The organism is Xenorhabdus thailandensis, from assembly GCF_037996785.1.
GTDB classification, from domain to species: domain Bacteria; phylum Pseudomonadota; class Gammaproteobacteria; order Enterobacterales; family Enterobacteriaceae; genus Xenorhabdus; species Xenorhabdus griffiniae.
In genome coordinates, this window is the sequence record NZ_JBBMXF010000009.1 from 1 (window position 1) to 18803 (window position 18803).

The window sequence follows — 18803 nt, forward strand, 5'->3', positions numbered from 1 at the left end:
ATTTAACAGTTCAGACCGGGCTATTGCTCGTTATTACCATAACATCGTTAAGCCGAGAAAAATGGTACGCCGTAGTGGTCAGCTAGTTTTTCGGAAACCTTCGTTATCAACCTGCCGCCGTGAGGTTGAAGAAATATTAAAAGCCACCGAATATTTACTTTATCAACCTCTACAAGATGCCTTTACGTGTCGGGAACAGACAAGAAAATTAAAAATATTGTCACGAACGTGTTGACATCTTTGAGCCAATGAGCCACCATTGCAGTATATGTTGCGCTACTTGTAACCGTGACAAACAAACCTCGCCAAGCGCGAGGTTTTTTTATACCTGAAATAAACATAAGGCTTGCTGTTTTGTCTGGTCAGAGTTACATGTGTGTTCACGCCGACTAACTGACCAAAAGGTTAACATTATCATGCTAAAACATGAAGATATGACAACAGCAGCCGCTTGTGTTCTGGAAACAGTCCCTCTGTATGATTGGGCGTCTGTTTCCGATATTTCCACCCTGACGGGGCTATCCACGCCGCGTTGCCAATTACTGTTAACTCAATTTTGCCTGGCTGGATTGATGGAAAGCCGGGACAACGACACGTTTTTAAACGTTACCCTTGAGGGGATAGTTTCTTAAGAGGTAAGCGGCTGGGGGATGTGATCACACCAGCCTTTTACCTTGTGGTTATTCCAGAGAATTAGCCAGCGTCGATTTATGGAAAAATATTGTGAATTTAAGTGGTATCACATTAATTAACGACGATTCTCTGAAATTTATCAAAACCCTGCCGGATAATTGCATCGACCTTATCGCGACTGACCCGCCTTACTTTCGGGTAAAAGACTGCAGTTGGGATAACCAGTGGGCAGATGTTACGGCTTACCTTGCGTGGCTGGATGAACTACTGGCTGAATTCTGGCGGGTACTGAAACCCAACGGTAGCCTGTATATGTTCTGTGGTTCGCGTCTGGCCTCTGATACCGAGCTGCTGGTACGTGAACGATTTAACGTGTTGAACCATATCATTTGGGCGAAGCCTTCTGCCCCATGGCGCAGGCAGAACAAAGAAAGCCTGCGAATGTATTTCCCGGCTACAGAACGCATCATTTTTGCCGAGCATTATCAAGGGCCTTATCATCCCAAAGGCGATGGCTATTTCAAGCAATGCCGCGAACTGAAACAGTCGGTATTTAAACCACTCATTGATTATTTTCGTGATGCCCGGAAAACGTTAGGTATCACGGCGAAAGACATTCACAAGGCTACCGGAAAGCAGATGGCCAGCCACTGGTTCAGCGATAGCCAATGGCAGTTACCCAATGAAGTCGATTATCAGAAACTGCAGGTGTTATTTGACCGTATCGCTAAAGAAAAGCACCAGTGCGGCGAACTGAACAAACCCTATGATGAGTTGGTGGGATCTCACCTGACATTATCGCGCCAATATGAAGAACTGCGGCAGGAATACGGTTTAATGCGCCGTTCGTTCACCGTCACCACCGCCGTGCCTTATACCGATGTCTGGCAATTTGCGCCTGTCCAATATTATCCGGGCAAACATCCCTGCGAAAAACCCGCTGACCTGATGGCACATATTATTCAGTCCAGCAGTCGTGAAGGGGATCTGGTGGCTGATTTCTTTATGGGGTCTGGGGCAACATTGAAAGCAGCGTTGAAACTCAATCGCCGTGTATTGGGTGTGGAACTGGAAGAGGAACGGTTTAAGCAGACCGAGCAAGAGATCGATGACCTTATTTTCCTAAAAGGATAAATCACGATTGATAAGAGTAGTTGATTATATTTTAATGTAATTTTCATTAAGATATAAGGAAATCATTTATGTACAGTACTGTTGATCCAAATATATTAAATATTTTCTTACGCTATATGATCAATGCGGCTCGTAATAAGAAGTTAGTAACTTATTATGAGCTACAGTGTATTTTTGGCTTTAGTCGTAAAACAGTAGGAAAATATGCAGGTTGCTTAGGTCATTTTTGTTATGAAAATAAGTATCCATTATTAAATTCTTTGATTGTTAATATCGATAACCCAAAGCCATCCTATGGGTATGATGAATGGATGTCGCAAGCTGGAGTCGAAGTTAATTGGGATGACGAAGCATTCAACTGTTTTAAGTACTACCACGTTACTTCAACTAATGCTAAATATTTTAAGCATTTTACAGGAATGAAGAAAGAAGTAATGGATTGGTTTGGTTAAAGGTTTGCTTATTTTTATCGCAAAATAGAGTAACTGACGATGCAAAGGCCGCGCTCCCTGCTCGGCCTTTTCTTTTTTATGACTATTTTCCGTTTTTTCTCCCTCATTTGAGGGGCTAAAACAAGAAGTGGCCATCAATTCATTAATCGAATTTGCCACCGCAATCACTCACAGAACCTCCGTATCTCTTATTGCGGCTGGCAACCCACTTACTACAACTCACAGGGGCGAACCTATTTTCACCCCACGGACGCCCATTGTTCTAATGGGGTGGAATATGAAGATGAAAGAAGATCCTGATTTATGGGCTGATATGTTAAATGGCCTAAAAAACTCGTGGCCGCAAATATCCGGCTCAGTGTTGGCAATAGCCATTTGTTACGGCCGACTAATTTACGACGGTGTGGAACGTAAGAACCGCTGGGTAGAGGCGCTGCTTTGTGGTGCCTTGTCATGGAGTGTATCCAGTGGTCTGGAGATGTTTGGCATTCCTATCAATTTTGCACCGGCTATCGGGGGCACCGTTGGTTTTTATTGGCGTTGAGAAAATACGCGAGTTTGCTGTTCGAGCTATCAATAAACGGTTGGGGGATAAATAGTGAGCCAATATATGCCCGGCGCAAATACCATCTGTCAGATTCACCACTGGTGGGCACTGCGCAAACTGCGTCGTCATTGGCGTAATGATCAGTTTTTTCTAAAGCTCGCTCGTGAACTTCGGTACAAATGGTTAAAAGGCTATTTTAATTTTTACGAACGCTACCAATTCATCAGGATGTTGGCAGCGTATGAACAACGACGGGGAATGATCTGATGAGCAGAGGCATTCGCAATCATAATCCGGGCAATATTGTTGTGCTTTAATAAATTCGGACATTTTGGTAAAGGAATAGAATGACTTTAATTAAGGTGTCTTTATGAAACGAAAATCACCCCAAAAATTTACTGATAACTTTAAAAGAGAAGCTGTCAATCTGGTTGTTGAACAGGGTTATACTGTCCCACTGGCGGCTGAAACTTTGGGTATCTCAACAAAACTCCTGTATACATGGCGAAAGCAGGCTGTGGAGCAAGCCAAACCCGGAGCGTTAACCCCTGAGGAACGACAGGAGTTATTGCAGCTTCGTAAAGAAAACAAACAGCTAAAAATGGAGAAAGAGATCTTAAAAAAGGCGAGCGCCTTCTTTGCGAGAGAACTGCTGTAAGGTGTTGGTTCATCAAAGAACATGCAGAGCAATTTCCCATTTGCCAGTGATGTCGCGTGATGAAAGTCAGTCATTCCACGTTTTATGCCTGGCAGGCAAAACCCGTTCGGCTGTTTTCCGATGAGCAACGCGCATTGCACCAAAAAGCCACCGCGCTGTTTAAAGAAAGCCGGGAAAGCTTAGGCTATCGGGTATTGGCGAAAAAATTACGCAAAGAAGGCTTTACTATCAGTGATTATCGAACCCGAAAGCTGATGAAACAGCTCGGCTTATCCGTCAGGCAGCGTAAAAGCTACCGGGCTCCACGCAAAGGGAAAGCTGTATCAACGGCCTGTAACCTGCTTAACCGGAACTTTAATCCGTTGGCCCCGAATGAAGTCTGGGCAGGCGATATTACCTATCTCAAAACGCCTGAAGGCTGGTTATACCTGGCCATCGTGATGGATTTATACTCGCGGCGTATCGTGGGATGGCAGATGTCAACGGAGATAGATACGACCCTGATCAGCCAGGCCTTAACGAAAGCGTATCACTTACGCCAGCCGTCAAAAGGCTGTGTTCTTCACAGTGATAGAGGCAGCCAATATACAAGCCAGCCATATCGGAATCTGCTCGACAGTTATGATATGAGAGCGAGTCAGGGGGATGTGGGGGCCTGTTGGGATAATGCAGTCGTTGAACGTTTCTTTGGCAGTTTAAAACATGATTGGCTCTTCAAAATTCATCATGAAAATCAGGCGGAGATGAAAAAAGATGGGCTGGATTATCTGCATTATTACAATTTAACGCGATTACACACGGCTAATAATGATTTAACTCCTGTGGAATATGAAATGGCCTTCGTAAAAATGTCCGATTTTTCTTGAGCAGAACAGCCAATGATGCGCGAAATCCCGTTACGGGCTATTCCTAATCAGCGACTGGCGGTGACATTAGATGATGCCAATTGGGTGATCACCATCAAAGCCGCCAGAAACATGATGCTATGCGATATCCAGCGCGATGAGGTGATAGTGGTTCAGGGTAGCCGCTTAGTGCCTAATACGCGGTTAATTCCTTAGCACCGGCAATTTTGTTTTGTTGACCGAAAATCACGAATTGCCCTGGTGGGAAAAGTTCGAATCCACCCAAACGTTAATTTACTGGAGTCCCGATGATAAATCTGCGACGCATCCGGCTGGGGATTGAAGTCAGCGGGCGGCTGAACTGGTACGAAGGCATGCGTATCTCGGCTTCCGGCACCAAGTACGCCAATCCCCTGCAAAATGAATGCACCGTGAATATTGATGGCTTAAGCAGCGACCCCCGCGATTTTCTCCTCACCCAAACCAGCCCTTACACCAAAAGCAAGCAGCCACGCCGCCTGATACTGGAAGCCGGGCGGGTGAATACGGGGCTGTTTCGGGTGTTTGTTGGCGATATTGTCAGCGCTGAAATTGCCTCGCCACCGGATGTCACACTGACATTAAAAGCCAAAACGGGTAACAGCCGCAGTGGTGATATTGTTTCCTCCTCTGGCGGGGCACTGAAAAAACTGTCCGAGATAGCACAGGGCATTGCCAATGACTGTAAGGTCAAACTGGATTTTCAGGCCACCGATAAGCAGATTGCCAATTGGTATTACTGCGGCGCGGCCTTGTCGCAAATTACCCGCTTACAGGAAGCAGGCGGCGTCAAAGTCTTTATTGATGATGAGGTGCTGTACGTCAAAGACAGCGATAAGGCGCTGAAAAATCGCTTGCGTATTCTGAACATGAAGTCCGGCATGGTGGGTATTCCCAAAGCCACCGAAAAGGGTTTAGATGTCAGTTTTCTGATTGACGGTGAATCTTTTCTGGGCGGCCTGTTGCGGCTGGACAGCAAACTGAATAAGTCGCTGAACGGTGATTACATTATCGAACAACTGAAGTTCGATATTGCCTCTCATGATGATGCCTTTTTCTACACCGCCACTTGCAAACGAGCCTAACGATGAACAATCAACCCAATAGCGATATGGCGAGCGAAGGCAGTCTCGCCGGGCAGTTTATGGCGGCATTCCGTAACCTACTGCTCAATGTCGAAGATATGCTGCCTGCCACCATCGTCAGTTATGACGAGGCGACTAACTAATAGAGCCGTCATCAAACCGCTGGTGATGATGACGACCACGGAGGGCCAAACGATATCTCGTGCGCCGGTGCATAACATTCCGGTGTTTCGTTTTGGCGGGGGCGGTTTCTTTTTACGTGTGCCGCTTAAACCTGGGGATTTTGGCTGGCTGAAAGCCAATGACCGTGATATCAGCCTGATATTCCAGCGCGGTGGACAGGAAGATCAGCCCAACACCGCCCGGCTCCATTCGTTCAGCGATGCGATGTTTTTTCCTGACACGATAAAAGGCTGGGCCATTGATGGCAAAAATCTGGATGCGCTGGTTATCCAGTCGCTGGATGGCCGCGTTTGCCTTTCTCTTCACAGCGATAAAGCCGTACTGGACACGCCGAAATTCGAGATCAACGCGCCTGAAACGATATTCACTGGCAATGTCACCATCAATGGTAACCATGCGGTCAACGGTAACAGCGATTCTTATGGCGGCACAATGCGGCATAACGGCCACAATATCGGGGATACCCATCAACACAGCGGGGTACGAACCGGTGATGGCAATACGGGGACGCCACTATGATCACGTTTTCTGTGGATGACAATAACGATTTAATGCTGGGCGATGACGGTAATCTGTCGCTTTGCCAAGGTGAACAGGCGGTTAAAAACTTGTGTATCCACTACGCCCGTGCATTACGGGGCGAGATGCTGCACAAGGTGGATAAGGGTATTCCTTACTGGAAAACCACCTTCGGGCGTCACGCGGATATTCCGATGTTTGAAGCGGCGTTCCGTGAGCGGATGCGTGAGGTGGACGGGGTAGATGAGGTTGTTTCCTTTCAGGCTGAAATGGCGGATGACGAACTGCGTTACGTTGCCGTGATCCGCTCAACTTACGGGAGTTTTACCCTCAATGGCTGATTATCACTATATTACCCGACAGGGCGTGATTGTGCCGGATACGGCAGACTTGCGCGACGCCGTGGAAGCCGATTTTCGCGCAGCGTTCGGGCAGGACATCGATTTGTCACCGGAAACCCCATAGGGTGTACTGGTGACGATGGAAACCGAAAACCGTGACGCGATGGTGCGTAACAATGCCGAGCTGACCAACCAGATTAACCCCGATATCGCGGGCGGAATATTTCTGGATGCGATTTGGGCGTTGATGGGGGGCAGTCGCTTTGCGGCCACCCGTTCTTACCTGTCCAATGTTGAATTTGGCGGCGTGCCCGATACCGTTATCCCTCAAGGAGCGCAGGCGGAATCAGTCACCGGTGTACGGTTTGAAACCATCAGTACCCTGATTATCGGTAAAGAGGGTAAAACCACCGGCGATATGCGGGCGGTCTTGTTCGGCGCAATTGAATGTAAGGCCGGCCACCTTGAACGGGTGGTCAGTTCTATTCTGGGTTGGGAAACCGTCAGCAATCCTACCCATGCGGTGGTGGGGCGGGAAGCTGAATCCGATATCAGCGCGCGACAGCGGCGCAAACAGACGCTGGCAAAAAATACGGTCAGCGTGGGTGAGGCGATCACCTCGTCGCTGTACGAACTGGAGGGAGTGAATTCGTTGTCATTTCGTGAAAACTATTCCCCTCAAATCATCACGGTTGATGGCATTAAATTGTTGCCTCATAGCGTCTATGTCTGCGTGGAAGGGGGTGACCGTGAAGAAATTGCCCGGGCCTTATTGCGGACCAAAACCATCGGTGCAGCCTATAACGGCAAGGAAATCGTCACCGTGACCGAACGCGTGAGTGGTCAGGAGTATGAGATCCGCTTTGACCGTCCAACGGAAAAAATTACCTTCTGTCGTGTTACCGTGAAAAAATCCACGATGGATGCGCAAAGCATTATTCCCGCCGCTATTGAGCGGTGGGTACGGGGGGAGCTGGAAGGTGATAGCGGGTTGGTGGTCGGGCGCGAAGTGTCGCCGTTTGAAATCTCCGCCGCGATCAACAGCATTGAACCCCGGCTCTTTATCACCAAGGTGGAGCTGTCAACCGAGGGTCAGAACTGGTTGATAGGGACGATCCCCATCAAACTCAATGAAGTAGCACGGCTGCATCGGGGCTCAGTACAGGTGGTGATCGTATGAAGATACAACAATTGGATTTTCATTCTGACCTGCTGCGGGCCATTCTCTGGCAGTATGAAAATGCGCCAAAGCTGAACACACTGGCACACCGCAAAGCCGCGTATTTTGAGCAGAGCAATGTCGCGTTCTGGCGCAACTGGTATCGCAATGTCTTCAATATCGACACCGCTAACGATTTCGGGTTGGCCGTCTGGGCGCGTATCCTGGATGTATCTTTGGGTATTGATGTGGCACCCAGTGACAAAACCAAAATCGGCTTGGGTTTCGGCAAGAAACGCAACTTTAAGGGGAATTTCCGGCGCAATGCCGATTACACCCTGATGCTAACCACCAGCCAGAAGCGCCTAATCATTCGTATGCGTTATTTTAACCTGACGCAAAGCCCTACGGTCGTCAATATCAACACGTTTCTGGCGCGTTTTTTCTGGCGTGATGACAGTAAAGTGTTTGTACTCGATCCGCTCGACATGACCTATATGTATTACGTCTTCAACTTCAACCCTGATGAAAACTTGCGGGTGTTGTTGGAAAACTTTGACCTGATGCCACGTCCTTCTGGCGTGGGTGTCAAATACCGCGTTGTCACCAAAAAAGCCTTTGGCTTTGGCAAAAAACACACCAACTACTTAAGCAGTAACTTCGGAGCTTAATATGACAAAAATCTTTAAAACTCCCTTTGCGGCGCAAGGGGACAAGGTTGCTATTCCTAATGAAGTCCAGCCAGACGGCGCAGTTTCTTATACACAAGGTTACGGCTACGATTACGAACGTGATCAGAATACCGATCCAGCAGCGAAAGATATCGAACGCGAGAAAATGAATGGCATTTTCCACGATATCACCGAAGCGGTGGGAGAGATGCAGACCTTTGGCGCGGCGCAATGGACAGTAGAGGCACAGCCTTACCCGTTACGTGGGCTGGTCTACCATAAGCAAAAGCTGTGGCAGTCACGGATTGAGAATAACAAGGAAGAGCCAACTGCTGGTAATGCCTGGATTGAGTTAAAAGCCGATTTGACGGCGGATGATGTTGGTGCATACAACAAAGAAGACGCTAATCAGCGCTTCCAGCCATTGGGGAACTATACACCTGCAGGGCACAGCTATAGCAAGGAAGAGTCCGATACCCGTTTTCAGGCGAAAGGCAACTACCAACCTACAGGTAATTACTCGCTGAAAGGGGAGAGTTATCTTAAGTCAGAATCAGATGTGAAATACCAGCCGATGGGGAATTATCTGACTGCCGGGTATAGCTATTCGAAAGATGAGAGTGACGGGCGTTTCCAGCCGAAAGGTAATTATGCGCCAGCGGGCAGTTATGCGCCCAAAGGTGAAAGTTACACTAAATCAGAATCAGACAATAAGTACCAACCTAAAGGTAGTTATCAGCCTGCAGGTAATTACGCCGTTCGCGGGGAAAGCTACACAAAAAGGGAGTCTGATGATAAATATCAGCCACGAGGGAATTATCAACCAGCCGGAAGTTATCAACCCAAAGGGAATTACCAGCCTGCAGGGAATTATGCGGTTAGAGGAGAGTGTTATACCAGAGGGGAGAGTGATAGTAGGTATGGCGTAAAAAGCGCTGCAAATCGTTCTGCTAATGGGTGGTGGGAATGTAAGGATACGGGAATAATTTATCAATGGGGGAGTGTGCAATTTCATGATGGCTGGGGAGATAAGCATGTTAATTTTCCCAGACGATTCCCTAACACATGTCTATCTGTGCAAGTATCATGTAATGCAGAGTCACTGAATCCTGATGAGTATGTGTTATATGCAAAAACATTTAATCAATCGACATTGACATATTGGATAAGAGGTGTAGGATATGGAACATTATTTTTTTTCGCAATAGGATATTAATATTTCTTCTATACCAATCGCCATTGAAGATGCTTGATTTATCCCCCAAACCAGATCATGCTTACGACCATGAAAATTCATCTGACACCAGAACAAAAACGTGCCCTCGAATTGATGCATGATACCACTCGTGACAGTCGAGTCTGTGATCGCATCAAGGCCGTGCTTTTGGCCTCTGAAGGCTGGACTGCTCAGATGATTGCACAGGCCTTGCGTATTCATGAAAGTACGGTCAGCCGTCACCTGAAAGATTTCATCGCTCAGGAAAAGCTCACCCCGGAAAATGGCGGGTCTGAAAGCCATCTCTCTGCCGAACAAACCACCGACCTGATTGATTATTTGACGGCCAATTTGATGCATACGACCACTCAAATTGTGGCCTATGTCCAAGCCCGTTGGCAGGTGTCTTTCAGCGTGGGCGGAATGACAAAATGGCTTCACCGCCAGGGTTTCAGCTACAAGAAACCGAAGGGCATTCCGCATAAATTTGATGCGGATAAACAGCAACAATTTATTGATGATTACCAATCGCTGAAAAACGGAGTGGGTCAGAGTGAACCTATCCTATTTATTGATGCGGTGCATCCTACCCAGTCCACAAAGCTCAGCTATGGCTGGATGAAAGCAGGAAAAAATCAGGTCAAAGTGGTCGAAACCACCGGCAGTCGTACCCGTCTCAATATTCTGGGTGCGCTCAATTTACAACGTATTGAAGACACCGTGATCCGTGAATATCCGAGCATCAATGCTAAAAACATCGCGTATTTCTTCGGGGCAATCCGGGAAACTTACCCGCTTTCGCAAAGGATCCATATTATTCTGGATGGGGCGGGTTATCACCGGGCAGAGTGGGTGAAAGATATTGCGTATGTCCTGAATATTGAATTGCATTACCTCCCGCCCTACAGCCCAAACCTCAATCCGATAGAGCGATTGTGGAAGTATATGAATGAGCAGGTGCGTAATAATGTCTATTTCCCGAATGCGAAGACGTTCCGTGAAACCCTTCGTCACTTTTTTCATGTCACTTTGCCAGAAAAAGCGAAAGAACTGACGACTCGATTGACTGACAATTTTCAGATTTTAAAACCGGCATCTTCAAGTTAGATTGGTATAATAAAACAAACATATAGAATGCTGACCTAAATTTACATTAATGATAAACTCTCTCATCAATTTTTATTATAGATAATTTAATTATGCTCCAGCTATTTGCACGATACTTCTCTGTTGGTGTTATTAACACACTCTTGCATTGGGTGGTGTTCGGCATTTTGGTTTATTTAGTTTCCTCAACACAGGCTACTGCGAACCTGATCGCATTCATCATTGCAGTCACTTTCTCCTTCTTTGCTAACGCCAAGTTCACATTTAAAAGGAAAGCAACTGGTGGAAGATACATAGCATTCACAGTTTTTATGGGGGTTCTAAGTTACCTGACTGGATTTATAGCCGATAAACTAAACGCAATGCCAATAATTACCTTAGTTGCATTTTCAGCAATTAGCCTTGTTCTTGGTTTTTTCTACTCAAAATTATTTGTCTTTAAAGGAATAGAGTAATGAAAATTTCTTTAGTTGTTCCTGTTTTCAATGAAGAAGAAGCGATACCTATTTTTTATAAAACGGTTCGTGAAAATGAAGAACTAAAAAAATATGATGTTGAAATTATTTTTATTAATGATGGCAGTAAAGATTCAACTGAAAATATCATTAATGCGTTGTCATTAGCTGATGAGCAAGTAGTAGCATTAAATTTTACTAGAAATTTTGGTAAAGAACCTGCACTTTTTGCTGGATTAGATCATGCCACTGGTGAAGCAATAATCCCAATTGATGTTGACCTTCAAGACCCTATAGAAGTTATTCCACAATTAATAGAAAAATGGAAACAAGGTGCTGATGTTGTTTTAGCAAAAAGAACTGACCGATCTACTGATGGTTGGTTGAAACGCAAAACAGCAGAGTGGTTCTATAAATTGCATAACAAAATCAGCACACCAAAGATTGAAGAAAACGTAGGTGATTTCCGTTTAATGTCTCGTGAAACAGTTGAGAATATTAAATTGCTTCCTGAACGCAACTTATTTATGAAAGGTGTTCTATCTTGGGTGGGTGGAAAAGTAGATATCGTCGAATATTCTCGTGCTGAGCGTTCCGCTGGTGAATCCAAGTTTAATGGCTGGAAACTTTGGAATCTTGCATTAGAGGGGATCACCAGCTTTTCAACTTTCCCACTCCGTATGTGGACATACATTGGCTTATTTGTTGGCGCAATTTCATTTGTTTATGGCGGATGGATGATTATAGATAAACTGATTTGGGGGAATCCCGTTCCAGGTTACCCATCTTTACTAGTTTCTATTTTATTCCTTGGCGGAATTCAACTTATTGGTATCGGTGTTCTTGGCGAGTATATAGGAAGAATATATGTTGAAAGCAAAAAAAGACCTAAGTATTTAATAAAACAGGGAGATAAATAATATGACTATAAAAAATAAAAAAATAATAGATTACACTTATTATACAATGTGTATTCTCTCCTGTATAATTACAATTTTTCTAACATCAAAATTTAGTATAAAATGGATAGCAGATCCTGATGCAGCCAATAGCCCTATTGTATGGAAAGAGTTTTTGGATTATGGATTTTCAGCCTTCCATCATTGGAAGCCGACTTTTGATAACTGGTATTTTACTGTCTACCCTGTTAATTTTTTGTTGTTTTTTATTTTTGATAATAATGGAATTGTTCCTTTAGTACTATCAAGCGCACTTTTTATCATTGCTATATGCTTATGTGCTGCTAAAATTACTAACCACATCTATGGGAAAACAACAGCAATATTAACGTTAATATCTATAACATTTATTTCATCCGACTTATATGCAAATTATTATGCTCACCCGTTTTCGCATAATTCTACTAATGCTTATGGATTTATAATATTAGCTATATATATACTAACTAGTTCTAGTAGAAAAATATTTCCTGCTATATCAATTTTCTTTTTATCCGTTATATCTGCTGCTTCTGATCCTTGGATTTTACCATCTTTTATTTTACCTATATTAATAACAGAAACATTTAATTTCTATCAAAATAAAAAAAGGATGCTTTATCTTGGGATAATAATATTAGCTTTTTTTGTTTCATTATTTAATATTGTTCAACATATATTAGGATTACCAATAGGTAAGTTTACTATAACAACTACTGACCAAATGTTATCAAATGCACATAACGCAGTAATTTTAACAGCCAAAATGCTCCCATTATGGACAAATGTTACAATTTTTACTGCTTATACTATCTTTTTTATTTGGGTCTCTGTGTTTTTCATAGCAATAATTTCCTGTATACGTAAAGGTGGAGTAGTTAGATTATTAGCAATCTGCTGTGCTTTATCAGTTCTCGGTATTTACTCATCATCAATAATAGGTAATCAGGTTCCTCATCAAAGATTTTATGTTAATATAGCACCGATAGTTTTAATGATAATATCAATCAGTTCAAAATTATCAAAATTATATCTAATACCATTAATAATAACTATTTGTGTCTCAGTTGTAGGTTATATAAATTCGCCATTCATGCGTGGTGAATATAAAAATCCTATACCTGATTATATGTCATTCTTATTAAAAAATAATCTAACTTATGGTTATGGTAGCTTTTGGTATTCAATGGGAATGTCTGTAAATTGGCTTTCAAATGATCAAATACATGTTACTCCTGTATTTTTTAATCCTAAAACTGGAAATGTATACTTTGAATGGACTAGAATCCAAACTTTAACAACTTGGCATACAAAAGAGTTTATTGATGGAAAACCACAAAGACAATTCTTAGCAATAACACCAGGGCAAACTGGTGGTGATACATGCCCTGATGTTAAAATATGTGTAGAAGGCGCGCAAAAGCAAATTGGCAAAGCTGATGAGATATTGAAATATAACAATACTATATTTCTTGTATATAATAATCCTATTATTACAGATATAAAATAGATATTTAATTTAGAATAGGCATATATAAATATGTGCCTATTCTATTTTTCATTTAATTGTAACCCTACTCTGCCAATATATATTTAACAATTGGGCTTCCTGATGTTCCAACAACCCTTATGCCTGTTGATGTGAATACAAACTGCAAAATAGAATTACCATTAGATATCGCTACTGATACATTATTATCAATAAGAAAACTAATATTACCATGATTATAAGTGGTTATAGCGCAAGGGTTTGATGAGGTTGAATTGGTGCATGCTATTGATATAGTGGTGTATGTGTGATTATCAAAATTAATAACGTCCCCAACAGTAGCTATTAAAGCCCCAGTATATAATAATTTTGATTTTGTTCTGGTAGTTAAATTCCGTAAGAATATCGATGTAACGCCACTATATACACTAAAATTAGTAACATAAGGAATCCTATCAGAATCAGATTGACTAACCTCTCCTGAAATCCTGTTTGCGTTGGCCCTATAAATTCTAATATTACCATTAGAAATACCCAACTGAGATGTAATTGCCCCCCAATTTGTTCGATCTAAAGAGCACTCTAAAACAGAGTTATCTAACATCCTATCTGCTAATGTCCCAATTGCATCACCTGATGATAGCAAGTCGTCATTAGATACATTAAGATCTGAAAATGAACTATAGGTCAGAGGCCTTATATACGAACTCCCGCCAATACCCTGCCTTACAAAAACACCACTTAACTTATCTGAAGACTCTAGGATATTTGCAAATCCATTTACATAGCATAAAACCTTTATCTTTCCATTTAATACTGAAATTCCTTGCGCCTCATATTTATAACCTGAACTCTCATCCTCTTTAAATCGAGATGCAAATGATAATGCAGAATATTGTGCACCTGATAATATTTGCCCGTTTAAACTTGCCGCATATATACTTGTAACTGCTTTATTTGATGTTTCAGTACCAAGATATGCCCCGCCAGTATAAAAATACAAAATACCTTGATGATAATCAATGGCCTGTATAAACCCCTCTCTAACTGGTTCCCTAGGCATAGGAATTATAGCAATCAATGTCATATTGCTTATACTGTAAACTCTTATTTGCTCAAACCTACCATCTTGATTCGGCTGCTGATTGAATCTATCTATTTGATATAGCTTATCATGCCCATCGTAACAAAATCCGTATGTTGTGGACATTTTTACATCATCAATAAAACTCATAGCAGAGCTTGATCCCGTCATAAAATTATACTTTGTCAAAGAATCAGAGTATGAATATGCGCCAGTTGAAACTGGGGTAACGTATAAATAAACTTTCATAATAACGATACACTCATTTTTTTCATTCCCGGTTGTTGCCCGAATGAAAATGCAATCATAAATTCTTCAACGCACGCTAAGAGTTGCCACATATACTGACAGCAATGATTTCGGGTGACGGTTTCATGCAAGGATTGCCACAAGCGTTCAATCTTATTTAGCCATGGCGAATAGACCGGTAAAAATAACAGGTTAAATTGAGGATTTTGTTTTAGCCATTCCCTGACCTTATGGCTTTTGTGAATACCATAATTATCCAAAATCAACGTGATACTTTTGGCTTGACGATACTGACGATTAATTTTCTCTAACATATTGATAAATAAATCAGCGTTTTTCTTTATACCACCGACATAAGTCACTTGACCTGTTCGGGCATCAAGGCAGCCTGCAAGGTAGTGCTTTTGGTTTTTCCCCGGTGTCATCACGCGTTTTTGTTGTCCTTTTAGACACCAGTCTGCCCCGATTTTAGGATTCAGATCGATATCGACTTCATCTTCATAAAAAACAAGATGTTGCTCTGATGCGTTGGCTAAGGCTTCGGTGATTTTTGCCATTTTTTCGTCATACTCCGGATCAGGCTTTTTGACAGTAGGCGCCGCTCTTCGCCAGACAATACCCACCTGACAAAAGTAACGATAAAGCGTACTTTTCGACAGTGATACCCCTAATAATTCATTGATTATCTGAGTGATAAGTTCAATACTCCAGCGTGAACGCAAACAGTCAAAATCCTGCGGGGAGTGTGATAATAAGAACGACAACAAGCTAAAAATCGGGGCTAAATTCCATCGAGTAGGCCTTCCTCTCGGTAAGCTTTTTAATCCTTCCAGCCCATATAACGTTAACCAATTTATCCAACGATGGACGGAAGAACGTGAACAATGAAGGGTTCTGGCGATGTAAGAAACGGTCTGACCTTCATGTAACATCAAGAGTGCCATGAGTCGGCGGGCGTAATCTTTATCTCGGGTTTTATGAATAAATTTTTTCATCTGACGTCGTTCATTTCGGGGTATTGGTGCTATGATTCGCATCACTCAGTCCATTTTGGGATTTTTTTGATTTGGCGATTAATCAGATCGCAAAAATTGGACTGAGTTCCCTTCAAGTGATCTACTATTTTGAAAGCTTATTTATTTGTTATTTCAAAGCAGTTCCCAAGCCTGGTTATTCAGCATATTACCATGAATCAAGTAAAGGGGTTCGGGGTGCATTTTTAGCAACAGCTGTCATGGTTTATTGGTAATGATTAAAGAGGAAGAGAATGAAACCGATACTTGATATGTGTTGTGGCTCTCGTATGTTTTATTTTGATAAACAAGACGACCGAGTTTTATTTAATGACATTAGAGCTGAAGAACATATTTTATGTGATGGAAGAATTTTAAATATAACACCAGATATTATTTCTGATTTTAAAAACCTTCCATTACCAGATAATACCTTTTATCAGGTGCTATTTGACCCACCTCATTTAATTAGAGTTGGTAAAAATAGTTGGATGTTTAAAAAATACGGTTCGTTAAATAAAGACTCATGGAGAGAAGATTTAAGTAAAGGGTTTAGTGAAGCATTTAGAGTGCTTAGGCCTGGAGGAACATTGCTGTTCAAATGGAATGAAACCCAAATACCTGTTAAACAAATTTTAGCACTAACAGACCAAAAACCAACAGCAGTACAACGTGTAGGAAAAAATGATAAGACGCACGGGATCTCTTTTCTTAAGGAGGTTAAATGAAAAAATACGACCTTATCTATTGTGATCCTCCGTGGGATTACAAAAATAAAGTTTCAAACGGTGCTGCTAAAAATCATTATCCGACAACTTCCCTCTTCGATTTAACCCATATCCCTATTCATTCTATTGCATCTGATAACGCAGTTCTTGCCATATGGTATACAGGCAAATTTGTACTCGAGGCTATTAAATTAGCTGAAGCTTGGGGCTTTAAAGTCCGCACAATGAAAGCTTTTACATGGGTTAAGTTTAACCCTTTAGCATGGCAACGAATTGATAAGTCGATTCAAAACAGTGAGTTATTTGATTATCACGACCTGTTTGAACTATTAGATGCTGAAACAAAAATGAATGGGGGAAACTACACCAGAGCCAATAGTGAAGATGTTTTAATCGCTACTCGAGGCAATGGATTACAGCGCATTAGTGCTAGCGTTAAACAAATCGTATTTAGTTGTTTAGGTGAGCATAGCGAAAAGCCGTGGGAAGTAAAAAACCGTCTTGAACAATTGTACGGTGATGTTAATCGCATTGAGCTATTTGCTCGTGACATGTCACAAGGTTGGGATGCATGGGGCAATCAATGTCCTAACAACAGTATCGAACTTATCAACTCTCATTTTATTTGTAAGGAATAAATATGCCTGATATCGCAGATGATGCTAATGACTTAACGGCCCTACAAATCAACACCGCATTAGCAAACAGAGAGCCACCAGTAAAAAGCTTAACTGGGTTTTGTATCTGGTGTCGTGAAGAGCCTGTAACAGAGAACAGCGCTTACTGCTCTAAAGAGTGTGGTGATGATCATGCTCAGTACAAAAGGAAAAACGGCTAATGATTATTTTACTCACATTATTAGCTGTGTACTTATGGCTTGCTGGATACCTATTTTCAGAGTCTAAGTACGAAAGCGACAATATAAAAGATATTGTGACCAGACTGTTTTACTCCACAATCTGGCCTGTTGTTGGTGTACTTTATCTATCGTCACTACTTGCTTATAAAACACTTGGCGAAGAATGACCGAGCGTTAATCTTTCTCTTTTATCCATTCATCCACCATATCAGCCCACTCTTGTAACATCTTCCTACGCTGTTCAGCATATTCAGCCTTGTTATAAACGGCTCTAACGCCATTTTGAACGTGTGCTAAACATTTCTCTATCCAATCTGAGTTATAACCGGCTTCGTGCAATAGCGTGCTGGCTGTACGTCGTAAATCGTGAACAGTAACCGGTTCGAACTCAATACCTTTTTCATTGATACGTTTTACGGTTCCATCAATCACGTTATTCAATGCAGCATTAGAAAGTGGCTTTTTAATATCATATCGACCAGGCATTAAGTAATTGCTTCCCATCGCGCAAACTTTCATACCGGTTAGGATATCCATTGCTTGGTCAGAGAGATAAATAACATGCTCTTTTCTCCCCTTCATTCGCCCTTTAGGGATCACCCATTGCCTATTTTTAAAGTCTATTTCATCCCATGTAGCGTGAATAAACTCAGACTTTCTGACTAATGTTAGCAAGACAAACTTAACGGCCAATTTTAAGGTTGGATAACAACTATAGTTTTCTAGTTCACGAAATAAGATACCGATTTCTTTCGGCGACATTGCCCTTTCTCGTGCCTGAAAAGTCCCTATGGAAGATGCTTTTATTGCATCTGCTGGGTTAGTAATTTCATAACCTCTATCTATGGCATAAGTAAAAACAGAGCCAATAATCTCACGCACTTGTAATGCGGTCGCTTTTGCTCCCCTATCCTTTATCTTTTCACACAAAGCTCTAAGCCGTGGTGTAGTGATCTCTTCTAGTTGAAGCTTGCCGAATACAGGATAGATTTCTTTTTCAATAATTGCTTCTTTCATGGCCCTTGTAGAGTCGGCATATTGAGCATCACGAAGGAAATTGACGGTATAGTCTTTGAATACCGTCCCTATTTTTTTACTCTCAATACCGTCACGTTTCTTTGAAGCTGGCGATATACCTGCGTTTAGTAGCCTTTTTGCTTCAATTAATTCAGCTCTTGCTTCTGCAAGTGTAATACCGTCAGCACTGTATCGACCAAAAGTAACTGTTTCTCTCCTTCCATTAAAACGATAATCATATCTAAATGAAATAACACCACTTTTTGTCACTGCAACGTATAAGCCATCTCGATCAGACACTTTATAAAGCTTGTCTTGTGGCTTTAAACTTCTTAGTTTTGTATCGGTCAGCATGCTATAACCTCAATGCTGATACCGTCAA

20 protein-coding genes and 4 pseudogenes are annotated in these 18803 nt (G+C 42.2%); 21 read left to right on the forward strand and 3 right to left on the reverse strand.

Annotation, left to right across the window (positions count from 1 at the left end):
• From AAC853_RS08420 to AAC853_RS08505, 18 genes and pseudogenes are all read left to right on the forward strand, one after another.
• A partial coding sequence (locus tag AAC853_RS08420; protein ID WP_340614264.1) for a hypothetical protein occupies positions 1-235 on the forward strand: 235 nt, incomplete at its 5' end.
• Positions 236-416: 181 nt separating this feature from the next.
• Positions 417-632 carry a hypothetical protein gene (locus AAC853_RS08425; protein WP_340614266.1) on the forward strand — a complete coding sequence of 72 codons (216 nt, stop codon included), beginning with the start codon at positions 417-419 and terminating at the stop codon, positions 630-632.
• A 91-nt stretch (positions 633-723) separates the two neighbouring features.
• A complete protein-coding gene (locus AAC853_RS08430) occupies positions 724-1767 on the forward strand; it encodes a DNA-methyltransferase (protein ID WP_340614267.1) in 1044 nt (347 codons plus the stop codon).
• Between the two features lie 68 nt (positions 1768-1835).
• Positions 1836-2219 carry a hypothetical protein gene (locus AAC853_RS08435; RefSeq protein WP_340614268.1) on the forward strand — a complete coding sequence of 128 codons (384 nt, stop codon included), beginning with the start codon at positions 1836-1838 and terminating at the stop codon, positions 2217-2219.
• A 283-nt stretch (positions 2220-2502) separates the two neighbouring features.
• Positions 2503-2818, forward strand: a pseudogene (locus tag AAC853_RS08440) (phage holin, lambda family).
• Positions 2818-3033 carry a hypothetical protein gene (locus AAC853_RS08445; RefSeq protein ID WP_340614269.1) on the forward strand — a complete coding sequence of 72 codons (216 nt, stop codon included), beginning with the start codon at positions 2818-2820 and terminating at the stop codon, positions 3031-3033. The pseudogene AAC853_RS08440 and the gene AAC853_RS08445 overlap by 1 nt, the downstream one beginning before the upstream one ends.
• A gap of 103 nt (positions 3034-3136) precedes the next feature.
• Positions 3137-4290: pseudogene (locus tag AAC853_RS08450) on the forward strand (IS3 family transposase).
• A gap of 12 nt (positions 4291-4302) precedes the next feature.
• Positions 4303-4485: a phage baseplate plug family protein gene (locus tag AAC853_RS08455; RefSeq protein WP_340614270.1), complete on the forward strand. Its 183-nt coding sequence runs from the start codon at positions 4303-4305 to the stop codon at positions 4483-4485.
• A 92-nt stretch (positions 4486-4577) separates the two neighbouring features.
• Positions 4578-5393, forward strand: a complete 816-nt coding sequence (locus tag AAC853_RS08460) for a baseplate hub protein (protein ID WP_340614271.1) — start codon at positions 4578-4580, stop codon at positions 5391-5393.
• Positions 5394-5395: 2 nt separating this feature from the next.
• Positions 5396-6095: pseudogene (locus AAC853_RS08465) on the forward strand (Gp138 family membrane-puncturing spike protein).
• The gene (locus tag AAC853_RS08470) at positions 6092-6436 is read left to right on the forward strand and encodes a contractile injection system sheath initiator (protein WP_338885324.1); all 345 of its coding nucleotides are present in this window, start codon (positions 6092-6094) and stop codon (positions 6434-6436) included. Before AAC853_RS08465 ends, AAC853_RS08470 begins: the two are co-directional and overlap by 4 nt.
• A pseudogene (locus AAC853_RS08475) lies at positions 6429-7616 on the forward strand (baseplate J/gp47 family protein). Before AAC853_RS08470 ends, AAC853_RS08475 begins: the two are co-directional and overlap by 8 nt.
• Entirely contained in the window at positions 7613-8266 is a 654-nt protein-coding gene (locus AAC853_RS08480; RefSeq protein ID WP_338885326.1) for a DUF2612 domain-containing protein, read from the forward strand. The pseudogene AAC853_RS08475 and the gene AAC853_RS08480 overlap by 4 nt, the downstream one beginning before the upstream one ends.
• A gap of 1 nt (position 8267) precedes the next feature.
• A complete protein-coding gene (locus tag AAC853_RS08485) occupies positions 8268-9482 on the forward strand; it encodes a gp53-like domain-containing protein (RefSeq protein ID WP_340614272.1) in 1215 nt (404 codons plus the stop codon).
• A 69-nt stretch (positions 9483-9551) separates the two neighbouring features.
• Positions 9552-10589, forward strand: a complete 1038-nt coding sequence (locus AAC853_RS08490; protein ID WP_340614273.1) for an IS630 family transposase — start codon at positions 9552-9554, stop codon at positions 10587-10589.
• 92 nt (positions 10590-10681) lie between these two features.
• Positions 10682-11044: a GtrA family protein gene (locus AAC853_RS08495; RefSeq protein ID WP_340614274.1), complete on the forward strand. Its 363-nt coding sequence runs from the start codon at positions 10682-10684 to the stop codon at positions 11042-11044.
• A complete protein-coding gene (locus tag AAC853_RS08500; protein WP_340614275.1) occupies positions 11044-11964 on the forward strand; it encodes a glycosyltransferase family 2 protein in 921 nt (306 codons plus the stop codon). The genes AAC853_RS08495 and AAC853_RS08500 overlap by 1 nt, the downstream gene beginning before the upstream one ends.
• Position 11965: 1 nt before the next feature.
• On the forward strand, positions 11966-13492 hold the full coding sequence (locus tag AAC853_RS08505) for a hypothetical protein (protein WP_340614276.1): 1527 nt from the start codon (positions 11966-11968) through the stop codon (positions 13490-13492).
• Between the two features lie 64 nt (positions 13493-13556).
• Here the strand turns inward: AAC853_RS08505 and AAC853_RS08510 are convergent, their stop codons facing one another.
• Positions 13557-14804: a hypothetical protein gene (locus AAC853_RS08510; protein ID WP_340614277.1), complete on the reverse strand. Its 1248-nt coding sequence runs from the start codon at positions 14802-14804 to the stop codon at positions 13557-13559.
• Positions 14801-15841: an IS630 family transposase gene (locus AAC853_RS08515; protein ID WP_340613247.1), complete on the reverse strand. Its 1041-nt coding sequence runs from the start codon at positions 15839-15841 to the stop codon at positions 14801-14803. Before AAC853_RS08515 ends, AAC853_RS08510 begins: the two co-directional genes overlap by 4 nt.
• Before the next feature lie 230 nt (positions 15842-16071).
• Here AAC853_RS08515 and AAC853_RS08520 point away from each other — a divergent pair, with 230 nt between their 5' ends.
• From AAC853_RS08520 to AAC853_RS08530, 3 genes are read left to right on the forward strand one after another with little or no spacing between them, the layout of a single operon-like run.
• The gene (locus tag AAC853_RS08520; protein WP_340614278.1) at positions 16072-16545 is read left to right on the forward strand and encodes a class I SAM-dependent methyltransferase; all 474 of its coding nucleotides are present in this window, start codon (positions 16072-16074) and stop codon (positions 16543-16545) included.
• A complete protein-coding gene (locus AAC853_RS08525) occupies positions 16542-17183 on the forward strand; it encodes an MT-A70 family methyltransferase (protein WP_340614279.1) in 642 nt (213 codons plus the stop codon). The genes AAC853_RS08520 and AAC853_RS08525 overlap by 4 nt, the downstream gene beginning before the upstream one ends.
• Before the next feature lie 2 nt (positions 17184-17185).
• On the forward strand, positions 17186-17383 hold the full coding sequence (locus tag AAC853_RS08530; RefSeq protein WP_340614280.1) for a hypothetical protein: 198 nt from the start codon (positions 17186-17188) through the stop codon (positions 17381-17383).
• A gap of 195 nt (positions 17384-17578) precedes the next feature.
• On the opposite strand, the gene AAC853_RS08535 is transcribed toward AAC853_RS08530, so the two are convergent.
• Positions 17579-18775, reverse strand: a complete 1197-nt coding sequence (locus AAC853_RS08535; RefSeq protein WP_004243389.1) for a tyrosine-type recombinase/integrase — start codon at positions 18773-18775, stop codon at positions 17579-17581.
• Positions 18776-18803 lie beyond the last annotated feature (28 nt).

Bases quoted from the DNA above. Each gene is read 5' to 3' on its own strand.
- AAC853_RS08525 (WP_340614279.1), top strand. From the start codon at position 16,542: ATGAAAAAATACGACCTTATCTATTGTGATCCTCCGTGGGATTACAAA.
- AAC853_RS08480 (WP_338885326.1), top strand. From the start codon at position 7,613: ATGAAGATACAACAATTGGATTTTCATTCTGACCTGCTGCGGGCCATT.
- AAC853_RS08520 (WP_340614278.1), top strand. From the start codon at position 16,072: ATGAAACCGATACTTGATATGTGTTGTGGCTCTCGTATGTTTTATTTT.
- AAC853_RS08515 (WP_340613247.1), bottom strand. From the start codon at position 15,841: ATGCGAATCATAGCACCAATACCCCGAAATGAACGACGTCAGATGAAA.
- AAC853_RS08460 (WP_340614271.1), top strand. From the start codon at position 4,578: ATGATAAATCTGCGACGCATCCGGCTGGGGATTGAAGTCAGCGGGCGG.
- AAC853_RS08435 (WP_340614268.1), top strand. From the start codon at position 1,836: ATGTACAGTACTGTTGATCCAAATATATTAAATATTTTCTTACGCTAT.
- AAC853_RS08535 (WP_004243389.1), bottom strand. From the start codon at position 18,775: ATGCTGACCGATACAAAACTAAGAAGTTTAAAGCCACAAGACAAGCTT.
- AAC853_RS08425 (WP_340614266.1), top strand. From the start codon at position 417: ATGCTAAAACATGAAGATATGACAACAGCAGCCGCTTGTGTTCTGGAA.
- AAC853_RS08505 (WP_340614276.1), top strand. From the start codon at position 11,966: ATGACTATAAAAAATAAAAAAATAATAGATTACACTTATTATACAATG.
- AAC853_RS08470 (WP_338885324.1), top strand. From the start codon at position 6,092: ATGATCACGTTTTCTGTGGATGACAATAACGATTTAATGCTGGGCGAT.
- AAC853_RS08455 (WP_340614270.1), top strand. From the start codon at position 4,303: ATGATGCGCGAAATCCCGTTACGGGCTATTCCTAATCAGCGACTGGCG.
- AAC853_RS08495 (WP_340614274.1), top strand. From the start codon at position 10,682: ATGCTCCAGCTATTTGCACGATACTTCTCTGTTGGTGTTATTAACACA.
- AAC853_RS08490 (WP_340614273.1), top strand. From the start codon at position 9,552: ATGAAAATTCATCTGACACCAGAACAAAAACGTGCCCTCGAATTGATG.
- AAC853_RS08485 (WP_340614272.1), top strand. From the start codon at position 8,268: ATGACAAAAATCTTTAAAACTCCCTTTGCGGCGCAAGGGGACAAGGTT.
- AAC853_RS08500 (WP_340614275.1), top strand. From the start codon at position 11,044: ATGAAAATTTCTTTAGTTGTTCCTGTTTTCAATGAAGAAGAAGCGATA.
- AAC853_RS08530 (WP_340614280.1), top strand. From the start codon at position 17,186: ATGCCTGATATCGCAGATGATGCTAATGACTTAACGGCCCTACAAATC.
- AAC853_RS08510 (WP_340614277.1), bottom strand. From the start codon at position 14,804: ATGAAAGTTTATTTATACGTTACCCCAGTTTCAACTGGCGCATATTCA.